Raw genomic sequence first — 22,482 nt, 5'->3', positions numbered from 1 at the left:
CGGGGCCGTTGCGGAACCGGCCGGGCCACGCGGCGCACGCCGCCCATGGCGTCAACCGCCCGAAAACCGTCGAAATCCCCGACCCAAGGACCGTTTGTGCAGTCTTCCGTGACCGTGACCCCCGCCGAACTGCCCGACGTGCTGCTGCACGTGGCCGTGGTGCGACCGGTGTTCCTGTGGGGTGCGCCCGGCATCGGAAAGTCCTCGATGGTCCGGCAGTTCGCGGACGGGCTCGGCCTGGAATGCGTTTCGCTCCTCGGCACGCAGCTCGCGCCCGAAGACCTCATCGGTGTCCCGCAGATCGTCGACGGCCGCAGCCGCTTCTGCCCGCCCGAGCAGATAGCCCGCGACGAGCCGTACTGCCTGTTCCTCGACGAACTCAACGCCGCCTCACCGGACGTGCAGAAGGCGTTCTACTCGCTGATCCTCGACCGGCGCATCGGCACGTACGAACTGCCGCACGGTTCCGTTGTGGTCGGGGCCGGGAACCGCGCCACCGACAACGCGCTCGCGCGCCCGATGTCCTCCGCGCTCGCGAACCGTCTCGTCCACGTGCACCTGCGCGCCTCCGCCGCCGACTGGCTGACCTGGGCCGTGCACGCGGGCATCCACCCGTGGATCGTCGAATACCTCACGCAGCGCCCGGACCACCTGTGGAGTGCCCCGCCCAAGACCGAGGAGCCGTTCTCGACGCCGCGAAGCTGGCACATGCTGTCCGACACCCTGATCTCGTACGGCGACGCCGTACGCGGCCCGCGCGGCACCGACACCGTCGGCCTGCTCGCGTACGGCACGCTCACCCCCGCACACGCCGCCGGCTTCCTGGCATACCTCAAGACCGTCCGCAACGCGTACGGCCTCGACGCCATCGTGAAGGGTGCCGCGCGCTGGCCCACCGCGCCCGAGGACCGCGACCTGCTGTACTTCCTCGCCGAGACGTTCCGCGCCCGGCTCGTCAAAGAGCTCCCGGCGGACAGGCGGCACGCCTCGCCGGCAGTACGCCAGTTCGCGTTCCGTGCCAAGACCCTGCTCGTCGAACTGGCCGAGATATCCCTGGAGATCGCCCAATTGGTGATCGCCGACGACGAGCAGGGCGATTCCCGCCTGCCCGCGTGGTTCCTGGTCGACGCCGCGAAGGACATGCCGCGTCTGGTCGCGGCCCGCGCGGGGAAGTGACGCATGGCCAAACGCAGGTCCCCGGGCGGGGCGAGCGCCCAGACGGTCCACGACACCCGGCGCAGGGAGGCGATGGCCGCGGGCTGGGCGCGCGTACGCGAACACCCGGTCATGTGGCGGCTCGCCCGCGAGGCGGTGCTCTCGGACGCGCCGGCGGAGCAACCGGGCGGCTGGGCGCGGGTCACGTCGGTCGGCCGTGTCGACGCCGACCCGTACCGGGACGGCCGGCCGGACGAGTGGGCCTGGGTCTTCACCCACCTGCTGCTGCACCTCGGCCTCGGACACCTCGCCCCCGAACGCCTGCGCGAGGCCGGCATCACCCCCGGCGAGCCGATCCCCCAGGCGTACGCGGCGGCGTGCTGTGTCGCCGTCGAACGCTTCGCCCAGGAGGCCTTCCGCCTCGGAACCCCCCTCGTGCACCTGCCGGAACTCCCGGGCGGCGACGAACTGGCGCTCGCCGCCCGGTGGTCCGTCGAGGGCGTACCGCACGCGCTGCGCGGCCTCGGCCCGAACAGCCCCCGTCCGTGCTTGTGCTACATCCCCGAACCCAGCCGCCGCGACCCGAGCCTGGGCCCGTGGGACACCGACTGGCCGCAGTTGTTCGCACGCGGTCTCGCCGAATCGGCGCAGGCGGCCATGCAGAAGGCGAACGCGCGCGTGGGCGGGGCGGGGCGCAAGGCAGCCTCTGGGCCGTGGGACCGTGCGCTGGGCTGGTTCGTGTCCTCGTATCCGCTGCTCGGTGCGGTGGCCGCCGGGCTGACCATCGTCGACGACCCGGAGGTGGCGCGCGCGTGGGACATCTCCATCGCGGCGGTGAGCCCGAGAGCCGGGGAGATCTACATCAACCCGCGGGCTCGGCTCACCGAACGGGAGTGGCGTTTCGTTCTGGCGCACGAGATGCTGCACGCCGCACTCGGCCACGACCGCCGCGTCGCCGGCCGCGACCCCGAACTGTTCAACGTCGCCTGCGACTTCGTCATCAACGACTGGCTGATCCACATGGGCGTGGGCGACATGCCAGAAGGGCTGCTCTACGACCCGCAGTTGCACGGGCTGTCGGCCGAGGAGGTCTACGACACCCTGGTGACCGATCTGCGGCGCGCTCGGAAGCTGGACACGCTCGCCGGACGCACGCACGGCGGCAAGACCGGTGACGTGCTCGGCGATTGGCTGTGCGACACGCAGGCCGCCGACCGGCGCGGCAGCCGTTCCCGCGACCGCAGGCAGGCGGAGAGACGGGACCGGCGCGACCGCAAGGGCACGGCGGCACCGGCCGCTCCATGGGACCGCCCGGGCGCCCCGCGCGACGCCGTCGACCTCGACGCCTTCTACCGGCGGGCACTCGCGACGGGCCTGGAGTACCACGACTCGGCGCGCGGCCTCGTCCCCGCCGGGCTGATCGAGGAGATCCGGGCGCTCGAACACCCGCCGCTCGCCTGGGACGTCAGGCTCGCCCGCTGGTTCGACGAACACGTGCGCTCGCCGGAACACCGGCGCTCATTCGCCCGCGCGTCACGCCGCCAGGCAGCCTCCCCCGACATTCCGCGCCCGGGCCGCCACCTCCCCGAAGAGATCGCGGCGCGCTGCACGTTCGGTGTCGTGCTCGACACGTCCGGCTCGATGGAGCCCGAACTCCTCGGCAAGGCGCTCGGTGCGATCGCCTCGTACGCGGCGGCCCGCGACGTGCCGCGCGCCCGCGTGGTGTTCTGCGACGCTGCGGCGTACGACGCGGGCTACATGGCCGTCGAGGACATCGCCGGGAGCGTTCGTGTGCGCGGGCGCGGCGGCACCGTCCTGCAACCCGGCGTCGATCTCCTGCAACGCGCCGAGGACTTCCCCGCCGACGGGCCCGTGCTCGTCATCACCGACGGCTATTGCGACCGCGTGGTCGTGCGGCGCGAACACGCGTTCCTGGTACCGCGCGGCGCACGCCTGCCGTTCACGCCGAGGGGGCCGGTGTTCCACATCGCCTGACCGGTAGCCTTGCCCGGTTGCCGTGAGAGAGGACGGACCAACCGGATATGGGCGTGACGGACCGTCGAGAGATCGTCCAGCGGCTACGGGACACCTTCGCGTGGCGGGACACCCCCGTCGGGGTCTTCGCCGATCTCTCCGGCTGGTGGCGCGACCCCGAACTCCTGCGGATGCTCGGCCCGTCGCTCGCCGCGCTGCACACCGGGGCGCAGCCGACCGTGGTGGCCGGCATCGAGACGCGCGGCCTCGTCCTCGGCCCGCTGACCGCCCTGTCCCTCGGCGTCGGTTTCGTCGAGATCCGCAAGGAGTACCGCATCGCGGGCGAAGGGCAGCGCGAGGAGGACGACCCGATGCTGCGTGCGGGAACACCGCCCGGTTACCAGGACGGCGGGCTGACGCTGATCGCCCCGCGCCGGCTCTTCGGCCCGGGCGACCGGGTGCTGCTCGTCGACGAGTGGATCGAGACCGGAGCCCAGGCGAACGCGGTTCGACGCATGGTCGACGAGGCCGGAGCCGACTGGGCGGGCGTCTCGGTGATCGTCGACGCCTGCCCCGCGGACGTACGCGAACGCCTGTGCGTCAAGGCGCTGGTGACGGAGGATCAATTGCCGGGCTGAGCGCCCGCGCGCACCGGTCTTGCGGCTGTGGGGAGTTCACCGCGCACAACGCGCTCACGGCACGCGCGGCGCGCGCTGCCGGCGGCACCCGACACGGCCGGACCCCGCGGGGCGCGTCCCGGCATCGAACACCGCGGATTCCGCGGTGTTCCCGCCGTTCGGATGTGCCGCGCTCGGCGTCGTCGGCCGGTCGCCCCCGCGACGCCCGGCCCCGTCGTGTCTGATCCCGTCGTTCCCTGTCTGCTTTTCTTGTCGCCCGGCCTGCCCGGTCTGCCCGGTCGCCCGTGGCTACGCCGCGTGTTCGCGTTCCCGCAACAGCGCGGCCCGCTCGGTCTCGCCCATGCCGGCCCAGACGCCGCGCCGTTCAGGAACGGTCAACGCGTGGTCCAGGCACAGCCGGCGGACCGGGCAACTGATGCACACCTTCTTCGCGACGCGCTCACGGGCCCGGCGCTCACCGGGACGCTCCTGGTCGTCGCCGAAGAACAGTGCGGCGTCCATACCCCGGCAGGACGCGTCTTCCTGCCATCCGTACCGTGGCGGTGTCGGAATGGCGATCCTCGTGGTCCCCATCGCCCGGTTCTCCTCCTGCTGCTCGACCGGCACTCCCCGATCGGATGTCCGTTGGGCCTGTGCCGTACGGCCCCATGTCTCTATCCGACGCGTGTCCCGCCGTAATGGTTTCCGTGCGGCAGGAGTTTTCGTGCGAGAAGATGAGGGGCCGCTCGTCGTGCCGTCGCAACCGACGAGACAACACGCGTTCCAGGCGCGCTTCCTCCTGCGTCCCGTGACCGTTACGTGCCGTGTCGACCGCATTCGTCGACTCCCCGTCTGTTGCTCGGACTTCGACATCTACAGCTCGGTCACAACCCGTCCGCATCCTCCCCGCCCGTGCCCGGTACGGGTGTCCGTTGGATACCGTGGCGGGCACGGTACGGCCGGGGAACCCGGCGGTTGGGTGGAAACAGGAGGCGTTTAGTGGGCAGGACAAGGCGACGGATCCCCGCGGCAGTGCCGTTGGCTCTGTCCGTCGTGGTCACGGTCGCGCTCACCGGGTGCAGTGACGACGGCAAGGCCAAGGACACATCGCAACAGACCGCTCAGGAGTTCCTGGCCGCGTGGCAGGCGAAGGACATCGCCAAGGCCGCCGCCCTGACGGACGCCCCGGAGCAGGCCAAGACGGTGCTCACCGCCGCCCAGGGGCAACTCGGGCTCAACCAGGGCGAGTACGTGCCGGGCGTGTACACCAAGGCGGACGGCGACAAGCCCGCGACGCTGGAGTACAACGCGAAGCTCACCGTGCAGGGCATTCCGAAACCGATCGAGTTCAAGTCGTCGGTGCCGGTGGTCGAGGTGGACGGCAAGGCGGTCGTGCACTGGCAACCCACCATCGTGCACCCGCAGTACACCGAGGGCGCGAAGTTCAAGAACACCCGTGACGTGCCCGACCGCGCGCCGATCCTCGACCGCAACGGGCAGCAGCTCGCGGGCCCGACGCCCGCGGTCTCGATCTCGGTGTGGCCGGCCAAGATGGGGCCGAACGCGGAGGCGATCTACGCCGCGCTGTCCGACCCGGTCTTCGACAAGGACATCCCCAAGCTGCGGGAGGCGGTCGCCAAGTCCAACCCTGACATCGCCGTCCCCGTCGTCACGCTCCGCAAGGACGTGTTCGAGTCGAAGGCGAGCGCCAAGCTCGCGCCCTTCGGCCAGGCGATCGTCGTCAAGGACATCACGCTCCAGACCTCCGACAAGGCCAAGCAGCTCGTCGGAACGGTCGGCACCGCGACGGCCGAGATCCTGCAGAAGGAGGGGTACCAGAACGCCACCGCCGAGGACCAGGTCGGCGTGACCGGCCTCCAGGCCCGCTACCAGGCCGAACTGGCCGGCGTCGCCACCAGCAAGGTGACCATCCAGGGATCCAACGGCGCCGATATCGCCGTGCTCGCCGAGGTGCAGGGCCAGCCGGGAACACCGCTCAAGACCACCCTCGACCAGCGCATCCAGCAGTTGGCCGAGAAGGTGATCGCGGAGAAGAACGGCGGCAAGACCGCCGCCATCGTCGCCCTCGACGCCAAGACCGGCCAGATCCTCGCCGCCGCGAACAACCCCCCGAACGGCGCGAACATCGCCTTCACCGGCCAGTACGCCCCGGGCTCGACGTTCAAGACCATCACCGCCGCCGCACTGCTCCAGGCGGGCCTCAAGTCCGCCGACAAGGCGCCGTGCGAGAACACCCTCGTGGTCAACGGCCAGACGTTCAAGAACTACGACGGCCTGCAGCCGATTCCGGACGCCGACTTCCGAACCGACTTCGCCGAGTCGTGCAACACCGGATTCATCGCCCAGCGCCAGCGCCTGCAGAACGACAGCCTGAGCAAGGTCGCCGGCGAGTGGTTCGGCATCGGCCAGACCTGGGACGTCGGCGCGTCCACGTTCGACGGCTCCGTTCCGGCGGCGGCCTCCCAGAACGAACTGGCCGCGTCCATGATCGGACAGGGCAAGGTGGCCGCCAGCCCGCTCGTGATGGCCTCGGTGGCCGCGACCATCGCCTCGGGCACGTTCAACCAGCCCGTTCTCGTCACCGAGCCCATGCCGGCCGGCCGACTCGCGGCCAAGCCGCTGGACCCGGCCATAGGCGGTGAGCTGAAGAACCTCATGCTGGGCGTCGTCCAAAACGGCACCGCGGACATGCTCAAGGGCATCCCCGGGACCGTCGGCGCCAAGACCGGCACCGCCGAGTTCGTCGAGAACGGCAAGGTGCTCACCAACGGCTGGATGATCGCGTTCAAGAACGACATCGCCGTCGCCGTACTGGTCGAGAAGGGCGAGTCCGGCGGCAAGGCCGCGGGCCCGATCGTGCAGGCCTTCCTCAGCCAGGTCTGATCCTTCGGGAGTCTTGCGAACCCACGGCGGCCCCGGCGCTCTGCGCGCCGGGGCTGCCGTCCATCTGTCGCGCTTCGCCTCGGCGGGCGCCGGGTCAGTGACCGGCGTGCCCCCGCCGCCGCGCCGCCGAGGCCTGCTCCAAGGCCGTACGCAGGAACGCCGCCGCGTCGACGCTCTCCTGCGGGTCCGCCGACAACAACGCGTCGAGCAGGTCGGTGACCGCACCCAACGGCGAACCCACACCGGCCAGTTCCGCGAGCGTATGGGCGGACACCGCGAGATCCGGGCCCTCGCCGCGACGGGCCGTCCGATAGCGGCGGAACAACCCGGCGCGGTCGGGGAGATAAGCCCCGTTCAGCTCGCGCGCGAGGCGTACGGCGGTCTCGGACGGCATCTCGGCCGACCAGTCCCGCAGGTCCAACGCCTGCACGGCGTGGCTGCCGTTGTCGTCGGCAAGCGCGACCGCGCTGTCCAACAGCCGGTCCACCAGCAGCGGGCCAAGGCGCTCGGGCGGCAACGACGTGGCGTGGATGGGTGGATGACGCTGCATCAACTCGAACCAGCGGGAACCCACGACGCGCAAAATGCCGTGATACGTCGGACGCCACGGCTCCTCGGCGGCCACCGGGACCGCCGCATCGTCCTGTTGCTGCGGCACCCCGGGCAGCTCCTCCTCCGACGGTGCCTCCTCCGGTACCGCCGATCCCACCGCGAGGGCCCGAACCCCGGCCTCCGAGGCCTCCGAGGACTCCGAGGGCTCCGAACGCGCGGCAACAATCCCGGCGTTGGAAACCGGATCGCCGCCGACTGCCTCATCCGCGTCCTCACGATGCGGGCGGCACCGCCCGATCAACCGCATCGCGGTCGCCCGGTCCGAGGCATCGGGGGAGCGCATCAGGTGCTGGAGCTCGATCCCGACGTCCTGGTCACCGGCGTCGACCAGCGCCTCAAGGGCCACGGGACGCCGCGGCCCCGGCGTCGCCGCGAACGCGCGCACCCACATCACGACGGCCGGGTTGTCGCTGCCCGCCGCCGTGCGCACGAGATCGGCGAAGACGTCCGCGTCCGCGACCGACAGGGCGTCCATGAGCGTCACCGCCAGACGCGGGCGCAACGGCTCGGGCACCCCGACACAGACCAGGATCGCGAGCAGATCGGCGCGCGTCCCCGGGGCCGGGTGGCTTACGGCCAGGTCAAGCAGGCGCTCGGCAGGCTCGGGTGCGAGTGATTCGCACGCGTCGATCACGCTGACAACCTCCCGGCACCACCAGCGTCCGGCCCACGGCCTGTCCCCGGCCGATTCGTCGCTTCCCATGGTGGTACCCGGCACCCCTCCGGGGCCATACCCGGCACGCCGAGCGGCCCGGGTTTCCGACGCCGGTCCCCGTGACTCCGTGCCGGGAACGGGCCCACGGGCGCGGCCACCGTGCCGCGTTCGGACACGAACCGGCGGCGGTACGCGTTCCGGTGGCGCCAACTGGCAAGGATTCCAGGCGGAACACCGCGGCCCAAGGCTCAAGAACCCGGCCCGATAGGCCGATAGGTGTCGATAAGTGCCCACAGTCGTCCGGGCGTCCTCGCCCCCGACAGATCGGAAGCCGCATGTCGAACAACGTGACCCTGGGGCCCCGTGTGCCGGTCCTGCGCTCCACCGACGCGGAACGCCCCGTCGAACTGCGCTTCGGCCCGCACACCGACGCCGAAGGCCGCCCCACGGAGGAATGGACCGTCGAACGACTCACCCTCGCGCAGGCCGCGAGTCTCGTCGAGGACCTGGCCTCGATGCTCGGCCTCCCGGTCGGTGGCCCGCCGGACCTGCGCGTCGTCTCCTGAAGCCCCGTCCGCGGCGCTGACCGGCGACGCCCACCGCGACCTCCGCACCCGACAGGTCCGCGAACCGGGATCGTCCGGCGCGGTCGCCAGGCTCACGACGGCCCTCCTCCGCAACGCGACGCGCGTGGCGAGGAGGGCCGCCGAATTCCACCCGCCGCTGATCGCCGCGACACCGGCCCGGCACCGCGGCGATCAGCCCGCGCCGAGCCTGACCCGCCGGCTCGCCGAAGCCTGACGTTGCGCGCGCTGCCGGGGCAAGACGGCGTCTTGAGTGAGACATCTGAGGCAGCACGAATGGACATATCCGTCAAACGGAAGGTTTGGGCCACATGGGTGGTTGGGGTGGTCCCGGAGCCCAAGTTCTCGGGGTCTCGGGGGTCGGCGACCTAAGAATGTGACGCGTGATCAGCACCATGACCGGGGCGGCACGTCGTACCGGGCACGCCCCCTCCCGCTCCCGCACCGCGACGACCCCGCCTCCGGGCCGCGACGACGGCCTCGTGTCCTCCGGAACCCGGGTCCCCGGCCCCGCGCCCGAGCCGGCCGACGGATTCGCGGGTGTTCCCGGAGCCCCCACCGACCTGCAGGGCCCGCCCGAGCTGACCCGCCCCCGCCGCACCCGGCCGCCGCGCGTGCGCCTGCGACTGCCCGACGGCCAACACCTCGACGTCACCCTCGTGAGCTGGCACCAATACGCCGACGGCACATGGCGGGCCCGGGTGAGCTGGGCGCAGTGGGGTGCGGTCGTGCACGCCGGCGAGGTGCAGACCCGTAGCTGCGCGCAGCAGGCGTACGTCCCCGCCCGTGTGCTCAGCCCCCTGCCCGGCGAGGACTACCGGGCGGTCCGCCGGCACCGGCCCCGGATCAGCGTCCCCCGGCAGCCCTGACGACCCTGCGGACGGCGCGGGCGCGAATCCGTGCAAAGGGTGGCAGAGCGCCCGCCCGACGTCATCCGGTGTTCTTGTTTTTGAAATCCTGTTGCCCCCTGATCCGGGGCAGCGGATGCTGGCGGCATGTTCGATCCAGCAAGGAACAAGTCATGACCAGTCGGGCACGTGCCGCGTACGAGTCGGCCGACCCGGCCGGTCCCGCGCGCACCCCGGCCGGCCCCGCGTCGCCGAGCGACCTGCCCGCCCGGTTGCGCAGCGGCCACGGTGAGGGGGCCCGCCGCGCGGTCGCCACATGCGGCGCCGCGCGTGCGGAGGTCGTCGCCGCCCTCGACGACTGCGTCCTGCGCGACCCGCGCGCCGTCCCGGCCTCCGAGTCGCGTTCCTTGTATTACGCACGCCTTTACGCCGAGCTCGACGCGTCGCTCGACGCGCTCGCCGAGCACCTGCTGTGCGACGAGGACTGGACCGACGAGAACGCCGACCGCACCGCGCTTCCCCTCGCCGTCCTCGGCGACCTCGCCCGCGCCGACCGCCCCGAGGCCGTCGGCCTGCTGCGGCGCTACGCCGAAGAGGGCCGCGACTGGACGCTCGCACTCGACCACCTGGCCCGCGCCGCGGATCCGCGCGCCCTGGCCGGAATGCTCGCCCTCGCCCTCGAACGCGCGGACGACGACGAGCTCTACGACTGCGTGCGCCGAGGCACCGCCATGCGGCCGTGGCGCATGTGGGGCCTGGAGGACGAGCGCATGCGCGCCGTCGTCGAGAAGGTCGACTTCGACTGGTGGCGCTGGGAGCTGTCGCGTGGCAAGGGCACCGCACCCCGTACGCCGCTGACCGTCGACCAGGTGCTGTCGGAGGCGGCGGCGAGTCCGAGGAGAAGTTTCGTGTGCGGCAGACGCCTCGCGTCCGTCGCCACGGCCGAGCACCGGGGGCTCATTCTCGCGACCGCCTGGGCCGGTGCCGAGGGCGCCCGCGTCGCCGCGATGCGCTACCTCGGCGACGTCGGGGACCCGGCGCTGCTCGACCTTGCGGAAGCCGCGCTGACCAGCGCCGACACCCCCGCGCAGGTGCGTCACGCGGCGGCCTCGGCCGTAGGCGCGCTGCGCTCGGCCGAGGCCGTCGTCAGAGCGAGAGCCTGGCTTGCGGCCGACGGCCGGACCGGCGAAGACCCGGCGGCCGACGCGGCGCCCGCGGCGAGTTCGGGCCTGGCGCACGTCGCCGTGCGGATACTGGCCGGCGCCGGCGCACCCGCCGACGGGCCCGCGCTGATCGAGGCGCTGCGGCGATGTCGGCCCACAGCGGACCAGGACAAATTCACCCTCATCGACCTCGTCGACGGCGTCGGCAGACTCCGGCTCACCGACGCCCTCGAATCGGTACGCGGCGTCTACCACGACACCCCGTGCGCGGGTCTGCGCTCCCGCGCGGTGGACGCACTCGCCCGCATAGAGCCGGGCTTCACCGCGACGACCGCCGTCGACTGCCTGTGGGACTGCGAGGCCGAGACCCGGCTGCGCGCCGTCGACTGGGCGGATGTCACCGTGGACGGCGTCGCCGACCGCCTCCGCGTCCTCGCCCGCGATCCCGCCGAAACCGACGACGTGCGCGAAGCCGCCCGCCGCAGACTCGCCGCCACGTGACCGGAGTGGCGGGCCTCGCACGACGAACCGCGCGCCGGCGGTGCCCCCTTGCCGCCGCTCGGCCTACGACGCGCTTCGCGCGGAGCTCGTGGAGTTCGTGGAGTTCGCAGGGTTCCGTAGTCGGGTAAACTCACCGGTCGGTCGACCCGCCGCACGGGACAGCCGACAGACCGGCGTTCCGCCGGTGCGTCCGGCCGCCAAGTGGCTTCCTTCCCGGCCCCGGTCGTCCGCCGCGGCACCGGGAGGAAGTGTCGCGGGGACGCTCTACTCTTGTCGACCGTGACCGTTTCCGCCCAGGCTGCCCCTTCTTTCCGCGAACCCGGCGCGCGCCGGGGCACGGTCGCCATGCCCGGACCGCCGCCCGCGCCGGGTGGCGCCTCGTACCGTCCCGGGTTCACCGAGGAGGGTTTGGCCCGCCGCCTCAAGGCGCTCGCGTGTACCGCGCCGCTGCACGACCTGGAGGCGCGCAAGGTCAACCTCGCGGGCGAGTATTCGGTGTACGCGATGGCTGAAATCGGCCTGACCGCCATCGACTTGGTCACCGTGACCATGGACTTCGACACCGGCGCCGACCACGAGGAGGTCGTTGCACGGCTGCGCCCCCGGGTCGCCGCGCAGGCCCCCGAGCGCAGTGCCGCCGAGCACGAGCGCGTCGCCCGCTGGGTCTTGGAGAACCTCATCAACGTCGGCAACGTCGACCGGGGTTTCCGTGCCGTCTACGGCACATGGACGCACGGCGGCGGATACGTGCGCCGCGACTACGACTTCAAGCTCCTTGAGGAAGTCCCCGGCCCCGAGGGCGACATCTTCCTGCGCGCCACCGACGAGGCGGTCAACGTGCTCGTCGGCGCCCTCGACACCGACGTCACCAGCGCGCAGATCGCCGCCGAGGTCAAACTCGAACACCTCATCCGGCGCGGGCGCCTCGCCGAGGCGCGGTTCGCCGCCGAACAGGCCCGCTACCGCACGGTCCAGTACGCCGAGACGCTGCGCCGCGCGCTGGAGGCCACCCGTCGCAACGTCCGCGCGGTGGACTGGTTGCGCGCCGTACCGGACCTCATCGACGAGGCCCTCGACCACGTCGCGGACCGCTACCGGCACGAGAACGCCATCCTCACCAACATCCGCCGCGCCCGCGACGAGGCCGAGGACGCCGACCACAAGCGCGGCGCCGCCGAGTTGGTCGACATCGTGCAGGACTGCATCCGCCGCCACACGCAGTTGCAGACCCGCCTGTTGGAGGCCGGGCCGCTTTTTCGGGCCGAGCAGGACCGGCAGGCCTTCGCCGCCCGCCCACAGCGCCCCGGCCTCGACGTGTACGGCCAACTCCTGCGGCCCGTCCTCGAACTCCCGGTGGCCGACGCGCGTTTGGTCACCGACCGTTTCTTCGCGCGCGGCACCGGGCTGCGCACTCCTGTGTCCGTGCGCCTGCACGACCTCACCGAACTGCTGCTCACGCCACCGCTGGAACGCGAGCATCTGGGCGCCGAGGTGCCCGAGCCGGACCTGGTCGCGACACCCGACGACAGCCGCTTCAGCGAGGCTCAGCACGACGCCGCCGCCGCGCTGCTCGACATTCCGCCCGACGCGCCGCGCAGGTTGTCGGGGCTGCTGGCCGAGGCCCGCGCGAGCGACCCCGATCTGCCGTACCTTGTGGCGCTGTTGGCGTTCCACGCCGCATCGCCGCCGCTTGGCACCGCGCTGCGGCAGGGCGACCGCTCGCTGCTGGTCGCGGTGGACGACGGGGCCGAGCTCGACGATCCCGAGGTCGGCGGCGCGGACCTGATCGTCGGCACCGCTCTGCTCACCGCGGAAGACAGGCTCGGGAACGCTGCGGCCGACCCGTTGCACACCAGCGAACCACCCGACCCCATGGACCCGTCGGACGGACACCTGCACTCATGAACGACCCGATCGGCACCCCGGACCGGCCCGCCGTGCACCCTGGCGCGGGCCCGCAGCCGGCGGCGATGACGTCGGCCGATGTCAGCGACGCGGCCCGGCTCGTCGCCTTCGGCCTGCAACCGAAGCTGTTGCCGGCCCGCGACGCCGAATACGCCGAACTCGTGCGCCGCCACCGCGAGGATCACCGCTTCGCAGCCCTGTGCGACGCGGTCGCCGCCGGGCTCGGCCTCGTCGTCCTGGAGGTGTCGCCGCGCGCCGGCATGGCGGTGACCGCCGCCGAGGACTCGGTGTTCGCGGTCCGCATGAGCGACTACGCGCGCCGCGCCTCCACCGAGTCGACCGACCGGTTCCTGCACGGTCTCGCGCATCTGGCCATCGCGGCACTGGCGTTCCCGCGCGCGGACGACCTCGCGGAGGACTCCTACGTCGGCCGCATCAGCGTCCACGGCGTCGACGCGTTCGTCCGGCAGGCGTGCCGGCGCCTTGAGGAACGCGCCGAACAGACCGGCGAGAACAGCGACCCGGCCACCGACGCCCCCGGCTTGGAGGCCGCCTGGCGGGTGTACGCGCGGCGCAGCGCGACGGGTGCGACGAAGGACGCGCGGCGCTTGTCGGCGTCCACGACCGGCATCGTCGGCAAGGCCGTCGCGTTTCTCGTCGACTCCGGTTTCCTGCAACGCGTTTCCGACGACGCGGGCGGCACGTACCGCACCACCGCCCGCTACCAGCTCCAAGTGCGCGACATGGCCGGCAGCGCCGCGATGAGCGAACTCCTCGACCTCGGCATCGTCCCGGTGTCGGACGGCAGCGCCACACTGGTTCCCCCGGCCGACGACGCCGGCGAGCTGGTGCCGGGGGCGGGCCTGCCGTTCCACGGAGTCTGACCGCCGCACCCCCGCAGGACCCATCCCCACCCGAGAGAGAAGACCGCCGCCGATGTACGAGCTGTCCCGCGTCCGCCTGTTCTCCATCGGGCCCGCGGGTGCGCGCTACGCCGACACCGTGCTCGACCTGCGCGGCGTCGGCGAGCCGGTGCCGGACCCGGCGCCCCGGCAGGCCCAGCTCTTCGAGGGCGAGCCCGTCGGCCCGCCGCGGCGGCCGGCGCCGGCGGGCGTGCTGTTCCTGGAGAACGGCGGCGGCAAGTCGGTGCTGCTCAAACTGATCTTCTCGGTCATGCTGCCCGGCCACCGCAACACCCTCGGCGGCGCGAGTTCCGGCGTACTGCGCAAGTTCCTGCTCGCCGACGACTGCGGCCACGTCGCCCTCGAATGGCAGCACACGCTGACCGGCGAACTCGTCGTGGTCGGCAAGGTCAGCGAGTGGCGGGGCCGCCAAGTCTCCTCCGACCCGAGGAAGTTCGCCGAAGCCTGGTATTCGTTCCGGCCCGGCCCCGGCCTGACCCTCGACGATCTGCCGGTCGTGTCCGCCGGGCGGCGACGCACGATGCGCGGCTTCCGCGACGCGCTCGCGGAGACCGCGAAGCTCTACCCGGACGTCGACGTCGTCTGGGAGGAGATCCACGAGCGCTGGAACGACCACCTGGGCCAACTCGGACTCGATCCCGAACTCTTCCGCTACCAGCGCGAGATGAACGCCGACGAGGGTGAGGCCGCCGGGCTCTTCGCGGTCAAGAACGACGCCGACTTCGTCGACCTGCTGCTGCGTGCCGTCACCGACACCGCCGACACGGACGGCCTCGCCGACCTCGTCGACGGCTTCGCCGCCAAGTTGTCGCAGCGCGCCGAACTCACCGCCGAACGCGACTTCGTCGACGGCGCGACCGGCCTGCTGCACGCCCTCGCCGACGCCTCCGACCAGCGCACCCGCGTACGTGCCGCGCACCGCGCCGCCGAAGACGAAGCACGCTCCCTGGGACGCGGCTTCACAGCCCGTGCGGAACGCGAACGCGACCGGGCCGGCGAACTCGCCGAACAGGTCGCCGCCGCCGCCGAAGAGGTCGACGCCGCGCAACGTTCGCGCGCCCACACCGCTCTTGTCACCGCCGAAATCACCCATCGGCACGCCGGTATGCGCCTGGCCGCCGCCGAGGCGGACGCCGCCGCGCTGAAACGCGAACTGACCGAGGCACGCGGCGCGCACGCGGCCTGGCTCGGCACCGAGGCGGTGCTGCGGCACCGCTCCGCCGTCGACCGCGCCGAGCGCGTGGCCATCGCGATCCAGGCCGCCGAGCGCGACGCCGCACCCGCACTCGCCGCCCGCCAGACCGCCGCGGGCGCGCTCGTCCGCGCGCTCAACGCCGCCGCGGCCGTCGCCGCGGAACGCGCCGACGAGGAGGAGCAGCGCGCCGCCGACCTTCAGGCCCGGGGCGAGGCCGCGCAGCGCGCCGCCACTGTCGCCGCGACCGAGTCGCAGCGCACCCGCAGTGAGGCGGTCCACCTGCGGGCCCGGCTCAGCGAGGTCGGCAGCGAGCTCGATCAGGCCGTCGAAGCGGGCTGGATCGCCGCGGACGACGACCCGGCGGAGGCCGCGCAGCGTGCCGCAGCCGACGAGAAGGCGGCCACCGCCTCGTGGAACGAGGCCCGCGCGGCGGTCGAGCAGGCCACCGCTGCCGTACGCGACGCCGAGACCGAGCGAGGACGCGCCGAACTCGCCGCGGCCCGCGCAGCCGACAGACTGGCTGCCGCCGAGCAGGAACTGCAAGGCGTGCGCACCTCCGCCCGGGCGCTGCTCGACGACCCGCGCACCGCCGAACTGCTCAGCCTGGAAGCCCAGTCCGCGGGGTCGGCGGGATCGCAAGGCGTCCCGGGGCCCGCCGACGGCGCGGCCGGGGCCCAATCCGCCCGCGGGCCCCGCGGCGCCGGTCACGCACGCACCGCACGCGGCCCGGCGGGCACCGGCGACGCGCCCCACACCGCAGGCCCCGGAGCGGCAGCCGACCCCGCCGGCCACGCCGCGGTGCTCGACCGGGCCGCCGACGTCCTCGCCGGGCTCCTCGCCGACGCCGTCGGTGAAGGCGAGCGCGCGTTGTTCCAACTACGCACCGACGCCGCCGAGGACAGCCGCATTCTTGCCGCGCTCGGTGACGGCGGCCTGCTGCCGCCCGCCCCCGACGTGCTGGCCGCCGTCGAACTCCTGGGCGAACACGGCATTCCGGCCCTGCCCGGATGGCGTTACCTCGCCCAGTCCGTGCCGCCCGAGCGACACGCCTGCGTCCTCGACGCACACCCGGACCTGGTCGACGGCGTCGTTGTCACCGCCGCCGACCAGATGCAGCGCGCCCGGGAGGTGTTGGCCGAGGCCGCGCTGCTGCCGCGCTCGGCCGTCACCGTCGGTACCCCCGAGGCGCTGCTCGCCGACCGCACCGACGCACCGTCCGCCGACACGGTGTTCCTCGTCCCGCCGAACCCCGCGATGCACGACGAACGCGCCGCCGACACCGAACGCCAGGCGCTGCGCCGCCGCGCGACCGACCGCGACGACGCGATCCGCGCCCGCGCCGCCCGCCTCGACGGCGACCGCACGCTCGCCGGGCGGCTCGCCGCGTGGCGCGCCACCTGCCCCCCGGGCCGCGTCGCCGAACTCGTCGCGGCGCTGTCCGCGGCCACGGACGCGCTGGTCGAGGCCCGTGCGGCCGGTGCCGACGCGGAGGCCGCCGCAGCGACCGCGGAGACGGTACGCGCCCGCGCGGTCGACCAGCGCGACCGCCGCATGGACGCCGCGCAACTCGCCCGGCGCCGCGCCGACACGCTCGCCGCCCTGGCGTTCCGCCTGCGTGAGCGCGCCGGATGGACGCGCCGCATCCGCGAGCTGGACCAGGAGACCGGCGAACACGAGAGTGCCGCCGAAGCCAACCTCGTCCTCGCCCGAGCCGCCGACCAGGACCGCCGCCAGGCCCAGCGGGCCGCCGACGACGCCCGCCGCACCGCCCGCGCGCTCCTGGAGGAACGCGCCGAGATCAGCGGCCACCTGCGTATGGCGGCCACCGACTCGGCCCCTGACGACGGCGACACCACGGAGGCAGGCGACGCCCCCGGCGCACTGCCCGCGCTGCGCGAGGCGTACCGCACGGCGTCCGTGCTCTACGACAAAGTCGGCGTCGGCGCCGACCTGCGTGCCGAGCAGGCCCGCGCGGAGAGCGAACAAGCCGCCGCACAGGCCGCGTTGGACCGGTTGTCGGCGCGCGTACGCAAGCACGCCGGCGAGCTGCTGGCAGGGCCGGACGGCGCCGCCGGGCCCGCGCGCCTGGCCGCCGCCGCCCGCGCGGAAGAACACGTGCGCACCCTCGAAGGCCGCACCGACGCCGCCAACGAACTCCTCGGGCGCCTGCGCGGCGAGGTCGAACGCCACGCCCCCGGCGACGGCCGAGAGGCACACGTCGAACTGCCGGCGGACCGCGTGCCGCGCGATCCCGCCCACGCCCAGGAGCTCCTGCGCGAGGCAGCCGCCGAGCACGCCGGGTGGAGCGAGCGGCTGGGCGCCGCGCGCGACACCCACGCGCGGCTGGTCCGGGCGCTCTCGGAGGCCGAATCCGGCGCCGCGGTGTTCGCGGAGATCGCCGTCTCGCTCACCGACACGTTGCCGTCCGTCGAGGCGTCCTTTGACGAGACCCCCGAGGCGTTCGACGGCAGCGCCGCCGAGGCCCGCGACGCGGCTGCCGCGTGCCGCCGCGCACTCCGGACCGCCGCCGGCGAACTGACCGCCGCCGAAGGCCAGGTCCGCGAACGCGCCGAAGCCGTCGTACGGCACGCCGGCGCGGCCCGCTTCGAGCAAGTGCGCATGCCCGCGCGCCAGCAGATCCGTGAGCTTCCGCTCTCCGCCCTCCCCGAGCACGCCCTCGCCTGGGCCTCCGCGTTCGAGCCGAGACTGCGCGTGCTCACCGACGAGCTCGCCCAGATCGAACGCAACCGCGACAGCATCGTCGACCGCCTGCGCGGCATGGTCGAGGCGTCCCTCACCACGCTGCGCGCCGCGCAACGGCTGTCCCGGCTGCCCGACGAACTCGGCGAGTGGTCCGGCCAGGAGTTCCTGCGCATCCGCTTCGACGACCCGGACGCCGCACACCTGTCCGAGCGCCTCGGCGAGGTGGTCGACGAGGCCACGCGCGGCACCCGGCGCCCGGGAGGCTCGGCCGGCCCGGTACGCCGCGACGGTATGACGCTGCTCCTGCGCGGCGTGCACGCCGGTCTCGACCCCCGCGGCGTCCAGGTCGAAATCCTCAAGCCCGACTCCGTGCTTCGCGCCGAACGCGTGCCGGTGGGCCAAATGGGTGACGTCTTCTCCGGAGGGCAGCTCCTCACCGCCGCCATCGCCCTCTACTGCACGATGGCCGCGCTGCGCAGCAACGACCGGGGCAGGGCGAGGCACCGGCACGCCGGGACGCTGTTCCTCGACAACCCGATCGGGCGCGCCAACGCCTCCTACCTGCTGGAGCTGCAACGCGCGGTCGCCGACGCGCTCGGTGTCCAACTCATCTACACGACAGGGCTGTTCGACACGACCGCGCTCGCCGAGTTCCCGCTCGTGGTCCGGCTCCGCAATGACGCCGACCTCCGCGCGGGCCTGAAGTACATCTCGGTGGAGGAGCACTTGCGTCCCGGACTCCCGCAGCCCGACCCCGACATCCCCGACGGCCTCGGGCAGATCCACGCCACACGCGTCTTCCGCAAACCGCCCGACAGCGCGGAGACGGCCGCCGTACCCGCGCAGCCGCACCCGCACGACACGCCGGGAGTCAGCGTGCCGTAGTGCGGTCCGGCGGATCTCCGCGATCGGTGTGTTTTCGCCCGGGGGAGTCGGTCGTGATCGGCGGCGTGCGGTCGCGAGGTGCGGTCGCGAGGTGCGGGCGGGGAAGGGCAGCGGGCAGGGGAGACCCACCGGACGGGCCTCGGGCCCGCAAGGGCCGACGCGGTACCGCCGCCGCGACTCCACAAGCTGCCGGACCGGGCAGACCGCCCGACCTTGCCGCGTTAGTGTGGAAACGGCGATCTTCGACACGGTGAGGGATTTCATGGCGTTCGGCGAGTACGACCTGGGGATCCGCGAATACGCCGGAGAAATCCGCGAGTTGGGATCCCGGTGGCTGGACCGGCTGCTCTCCGATTCGGCCGTGGACCAGTCCGGCGGCAACGTCGTCTGCTCGCCGACCGGGCTGTGGCTCGCCCTCGCCGCCATCTCGTGCGGAGCCCTCGGCGACACCGCCGAGGAACTCGCCGACCTGCTCGGCGTCGCCGGCCCCGAAGCCGAACCGCTGGTCACCGCTGTGGCCCGGGACCTCGCCGCGACCGAGGCACTGGCCGTGGCGACCGGTGTCTGGAGCGCGAGCCCGGTCCGCGACGAATTCCGCGGCGGCCTCCCCGACATCACGTTCGGCGAACTCGGCGACCCCGCCGCCATCGACGCGTGGATCGCCCGCGCGACCGGGGGAATGATCGATCGAGCCCCTGGCGTACCGAGCGACGACGCTCTCCTTGTTCTCGTCAACGCCCTTGCCCTCAAAGCCCGTTGGGCCGAGCCGTTCGATCGCGACCTGACGATGGACGCGCCGTTCCGCCCCCGCGACGGCGACTCGGCGAGCGTCCCGATGATGTTCCGCGAGGTTCCCGCCGCGGACGTGTGGACGGTCGGCGCACACGGCGGCCCGGTCCATATCGTCGAACTGCCCTGCGCCGGCGACCATCCCGCACTCATCAGGTTCGCGCTCGGTCCCCGGGGCATGGCACCGGCACCGGTGATGTCCGCCGCGTGGGCGCCGCGCAGTATCGGCAACCCGATCACCGAAGAGGAAGTCGTCCTACGGCTCCCACGCTTCGGCCTGCGGACGTCGTTGCCCGTCCACGACCACCTGCCCGCTCTCGGTGTCACGCTCGCCCTCGCACGGCACGCCGCGGAATTCGGTGCGCTGTCGCCCGACCCGCTCTACATCGACCGAGTGGACCAGGAGTCACTGCTGCGCGTGGACGAGGAAGGCGTCGAGGCCACCGCCGTCACCGAGGTCCGGATGGAGCTGATGGGCTTCACCCACCACCCGTCCACTCTTCGTCTGACGTTCGACCGCCCCTTCGGCTGCGCGGTGATGGACGCCTCGGGAACCGTCCCGCTGTTCGCCGCCTACCAGGCGACGGTGCCGCGTCTCATCTGACACGGTTCCAACCGGTTGTGCCGGCCTCAAACGGTTTTCCCGGGTTGCGGGCCCGCGCCCGGGTAGCGTTCGCGCATGGTCGACTCCTCCGGATCCGCCCGGTCGCTCCGCACCCCCATCAGTGCCGCCGACATCGAATACGCCGTGGCGCTCGCCATCGCGGCATTCCGACGCGCCCCCGAGGGCGCCGACTGGCACGCCCCTGCGGGCACCCTGGAGTGGGACTGCTGGGAGACCGCCGAACACCTCGTCGACGACCTGCTGCAATACGCGTCGCAACTCGGTCCGGCGACACCGCCCACGACCATGGACACCCCGTATCGTTACGCCGCGCTGCGCCCCGGCGGGCCTGCCAACGCGGTCTTCGTCGACCGCGTGAAGGGCGCGGAAGGGCTGTTTGCGGCGCTGGAGGCGACCGCGGGCATGCTCGCCGCGCTGGTGTCGCTGCGTCCGACCCACGTGCGTGCGTACCACGGCTACGGCATCGCCGACCCCGAGGGATTCGCCGCGATGGGGGTGGTCGAGACATTGGTTCACGCCCACGACGTCGCGTCCGGCCTCGGCACGGTGTTCGTGCCGCCGTCCGACCTGTGCGCCCGTACACTCGGACGTCTTTTCCCCGAAGCCCCGACCGACACCGACCCGTGGGCGACGCTGCTGTGGGCCACCGGACGCGCCGACCTGCCCGGGCGCGAACGCGTCGTCGGCGATTGGCGCTGGCACTCGGCGCCGCTGGAAAGCGAGGTCTGAGCCCCCGGCCGACCGACGCGACTGACTCGCGGGGCGGACCCGACCCATGCCGGCCCCGCCCCCGCCCGACGCGCACACACGGCCGACTCGCACCGCCCACACCTGCACCGGGGCCGCACGCGAGACGCGATCCTGGCAGCCATCGACGCCGACGCGACGCCGCTGCGCCTCGTGCTGGGCAATGACGCCGTGGACGCGGTCCTGGCCCACGCCGACCAGGTGCAGGCCGACGTGCGGGCGTGGGAGAAGGTCGCCCGCAACCTCGACTTCGTCTGACCCGACCGGGCCACGCGGCCGGTGCGGTAGGTCTCAGTGGTGGAAGGCGCTCGCGGACGCGTCGGCCGACGCGGTCCCCTGGCCGAGTCGTTCGCATGCTCGGCTGAGGTCGGCGAGCAGCAGGTCGGCGAGGTCGTGGCTGAAACCGTTGCGGACCACCACGCGCAGCACCGCCAGGTCGGTGCGGTTCGCGGGGAAGGTGTACGCGGGCACCAGCCATCCGCGCTCGCGCAGCGCCCGGGACACCTCGAACACGGTGAAGCGCGTCTCGTCGGCGCGGATGCGGAAGGCGAAGACGGGGAGTTCGTCGCCTCGGGTCAGCAGCTCGAACGGCCCGAGGCGCGCGACCTGCGACGACAGATACGTCGCCACGTCGCGGCAGCCCTGCTGCACCCTGCGAAAGCCCTCGAAGCCCAGCCGCAGGAACGTGTAGTACTGCGCCACGACTTGCGCGCCCGGCCGCGAGAAGTTGAGCGCGAACGTGGGCATCTCGCCGCCCAGGTAGTTGACGTTGAAGATCAACTCCTTCGGGAGCGACGCGGCATCACGCCACAGCACCCATCCGATGCCTGGATAGACCAACCCGTATTTGTGCCCCGAGGTGTTGATCGACGCGACGCGCGGGAGCCGGAAGTCCCAAGCCAGGTCCGGGTCGAGAAACGGCGCGACCATGGCGCCCGACGCGCCGTCGACGTGCACGGGGACATCCGGACCGCCGCGCGCCCGCAACGCGTCGAGGGACGCGCAGATGTCCGCGACCGGTTCGTAGGAGCCGTCGAACGTCGAGCCCAGCACCGCGACCACGCCCACGGTGTTCTCGTCGCACAGCGCCGCCGCCTCGTCGGCGCCCAGGTGGAACCGGTCGCCTTCCATCGGCACGTATCGCGGCTCGACCTCGAAGTAGTTGGCGAACTTCTCCCAGCAGACCTGGACGTTGCTGCCCATGACCAGGTTCGGCCGGTCACACGCGAGCCCCGCCGCCCTGCGCCGCTGCTGCCAGCGGCGCTTGAGCGCGAGACCGGCCAACATGCCGGCCTCGCTGGAACCGGTCGTCGAGCAGCCGACCGCGCCCTCGGGGTCCGGAGCGTGCCACAGGTCGGCCAGGATCGCGACGCAGCGGTTCTCCAGCACCGCTGTCTGTGGGTACTCGTCCTTGTCGATCATGTTCTTGTCCGCACACTCGGCCATCAGGACCCTTGCCTGCGGTTCCATCCACGTGCCGACGAACGTGGCCAGGTTCAACCGTGCGTTGCCGTCGAGCATCAGTTCGTCGTGGACGATCTGGTAGGCGGTGTCGGGATTGATTTCGGTCGCCGACAGCTTGTGGCGGGGGAGTTGCAGAGGCTCCCGGGAGAAGAGCGGGTTCGCGATGATGTCGCGGTGCAGACCGGACGGTCCGTCGGGATGCCGCAGGACCACTGTGGGCCTCCATATGATCG

General features: G+C 72.7%; 16 protein-coding genes. 13 read left to right on the top strand and 3 right to left on the bottom strand.

Going from position 1 to position 22,482, the window contains the following annotated elements:
* Window positions 1–96 precede the first annotated feature (96 nt).
* Genes ACRX5W_RS12600 through ACRX5W_RS12590 form a run of 3 tightly spaced genes read left to right on the top strand, consistent with a single transcriptional unit; the run spans window position 97 to window position 3,767 of the window.
* A complete protein-coding gene (locus ACRX5W_RS12600; RefSeq protein ID WP_436788153.1) occupies window positions 97–1,176 on the top strand; it encodes an AAA family ATPase in 1,080 nt (359 codons plus the stop codon).
* A 3-nt stretch (window positions 1,177–1,179) separates the two neighbouring features.
* Complete coding sequence (locus ACRX5W_RS12595; RefSeq protein ID WP_436788152.1) at window positions 1,180–3,150, top strand: vWA domain-containing protein; 1,971 nt, start codon at window positions 1,180–1,182, stop codon at window positions 3,148–3,150.
* Between the two features lie 53 nt (window positions 3,151–3,203).
* Window positions 3,204–3,767 (top strand): phosphoribosyltransferase family protein, encoded by a 564-nt coding sequence (locus ACRX5W_RS12590; protein WP_436788151.1) that lies wholly within the window; start codon window positions 3,204–3,206, stop codon window positions 3,765–3,767.
* Between the two features lie 288 nt (window positions 3,768–4,055).
* On the opposite strand, the gene ACRX5W_RS12585 is transcribed toward ACRX5W_RS12590, so the two are convergent.
* Window positions 4,056–4,340 (bottom strand): WhiB family transcriptional regulator, encoded by a 285-nt coding sequence (locus tag ACRX5W_RS12585; RefSeq protein WP_358354603.1) that lies wholly within the window; start codon window positions 4,338–4,340, stop codon window positions 4,056–4,058.
* Between the two features lie 438 nt (window positions 4,341–4,778).
* On the opposite strand from ACRX5W_RS12585, the gene ACRX5W_RS12580 reads away from it, so the two are divergent.
* Entirely contained in the window at window positions 4,779–6,650 is a 1,872-nt protein-coding gene (locus ACRX5W_RS12580) for a penicillin-binding transpeptidase domain-containing protein (protein ID WP_436788150.1), read from the top strand.
* Between the two features lie 94 nt (window positions 6,651–6,744).
* Here ACRX5W_RS12580 and ACRX5W_RS12575 read toward each other — a convergent pair whose 3' ends face one another.
* Window positions 6,745–7,965: a hypothetical protein gene (locus ACRX5W_RS12575; RefSeq protein WP_436788149.1), complete on the bottom strand. Its 1,221-nt coding sequence runs from the start codon at window positions 7,963–7,965 to the stop codon at window positions 6,745–6,747.
* A gap of 287 nt (window positions 7,966–8,252) precedes the next feature.
* Between ACRX5W_RS12575 and ACRX5W_RS12570 the strand changes: the two genes are divergently transcribed.
* From ACRX5W_RS12570 to ACRX5W_RS12530, 9 genes are all read left to right on the top strand, one after another.
* Window positions 8,253–8,483, top strand: a complete 231-nt coding sequence (locus ACRX5W_RS12570; protein WP_436788148.1) for a hypothetical protein — start codon at window positions 8,253–8,255, stop codon at window positions 8,481–8,483.
* Window positions 8,452–8,718 (top strand): hypothetical protein, encoded by a 267-nt coding sequence (locus ACRX5W_RS12565; RefSeq protein WP_436788147.1) that lies wholly within the window; start codon window positions 8,452–8,454, stop codon window positions 8,716–8,718. The genes ACRX5W_RS12570 and ACRX5W_RS12565 overlap by 32 nt, the downstream gene beginning before the upstream one ends.
* A 166-nt stretch (window positions 8,719–8,884) precedes the next feature.
* Window positions 8,885–9,370, top strand: a complete 486-nt coding sequence (locus ACRX5W_RS12560; protein WP_436788146.1) for a hypothetical protein — start codon at window positions 8,885–8,887, stop codon at window positions 9,368–9,370.
* A 152-nt stretch (window positions 9,371–9,522) separates the two neighbouring features.
* The gene (locus ACRX5W_RS12555) at window positions 9,523–11,013 is read left to right on the top strand and encodes a HEAT repeat domain-containing protein (RefSeq protein ID WP_436788145.1); all 1,491 of its coding nucleotides are present in this window, start codon (window positions 9,523–9,525) and stop codon (window positions 11,011–11,013) included.
* Window positions 11,014–11,358: 345 nt separating this feature from the next.
* On the top strand, window positions 11,359–12,918 hold the full coding sequence (locus ACRX5W_RS12550; protein WP_436788330.1) for a hypothetical protein: 1,560 nt from the start codon (window positions 11,359–11,361) through the stop codon (window positions 12,916–12,918).
* Window positions 12,915–13,802 (top strand): hypothetical protein, encoded by an 888-nt coding sequence (locus ACRX5W_RS12545; protein WP_436788144.1) that lies wholly within the window; start codon window positions 12,915–12,917, stop codon window positions 13,800–13,802. The genes ACRX5W_RS12550 and ACRX5W_RS12545 overlap by 4 nt, the downstream gene beginning before the upstream one ends.
* A 52-nt stretch (window positions 13,803–13,854) precedes the next feature.
* The gene (locus ACRX5W_RS12540) at window positions 13,855–18,624 is read left to right on the top strand and encodes a hypothetical protein (RefSeq protein ID WP_436788143.1); all 4,770 of its coding nucleotides are present in this window, start codon (window positions 13,855–13,857) and stop codon (window positions 18,622–18,624) included.
* Window positions 18,625–18,874: 250 nt separating this feature from the next.
* Entirely contained in the window at window positions 18,875–20,017 is a 1,143-nt protein-coding gene (locus ACRX5W_RS12535; protein ID WP_436788142.1) for a serpin family protein, read from the top strand.
* Window positions 20,018–20,092: 75 nt separating this feature from the next.
* Window positions 20,093–20,767: a maleylpyruvate isomerase N-terminal domain-containing protein gene (locus ACRX5W_RS12530; RefSeq protein WP_436788141.1), complete on the top strand. Its 675-nt coding sequence runs from the start codon at window positions 20,093–20,095 to the stop codon at window positions 20,765–20,767.
* 309 nt (window positions 20,768–21,076) lie between these two features.
* On the opposite strand, the gene ACRX5W_RS12525 is transcribed toward ACRX5W_RS12530, so the two are convergent.
* The gene (locus ACRX5W_RS12525) at window positions 21,077–22,462 is read right to left on the bottom strand and encodes a glutamate decarboxylase (protein ID WP_436788140.1); all 1,386 of its coding nucleotides are present in this window, start codon (window positions 22,460–22,462) and stop codon (window positions 21,077–21,079) included.
* Between the last annotated feature and the right edge of the window lie 20 nt (window positions 22,463–22,482).

The sequence above is a fragment of the Yinghuangia sp. YIM S10712 genome (assembly GCF_051388935.1).
Classification (GTDB): Bacteria; Actinomycetota; Actinomycetes; order Streptomycetales; family Streptomycetaceae; genus Yinghuangia.
Note: the sequence above shows the minus strand (reverse complement) of the source record. Positions and strands in the feature narration are given on the sequence as shown.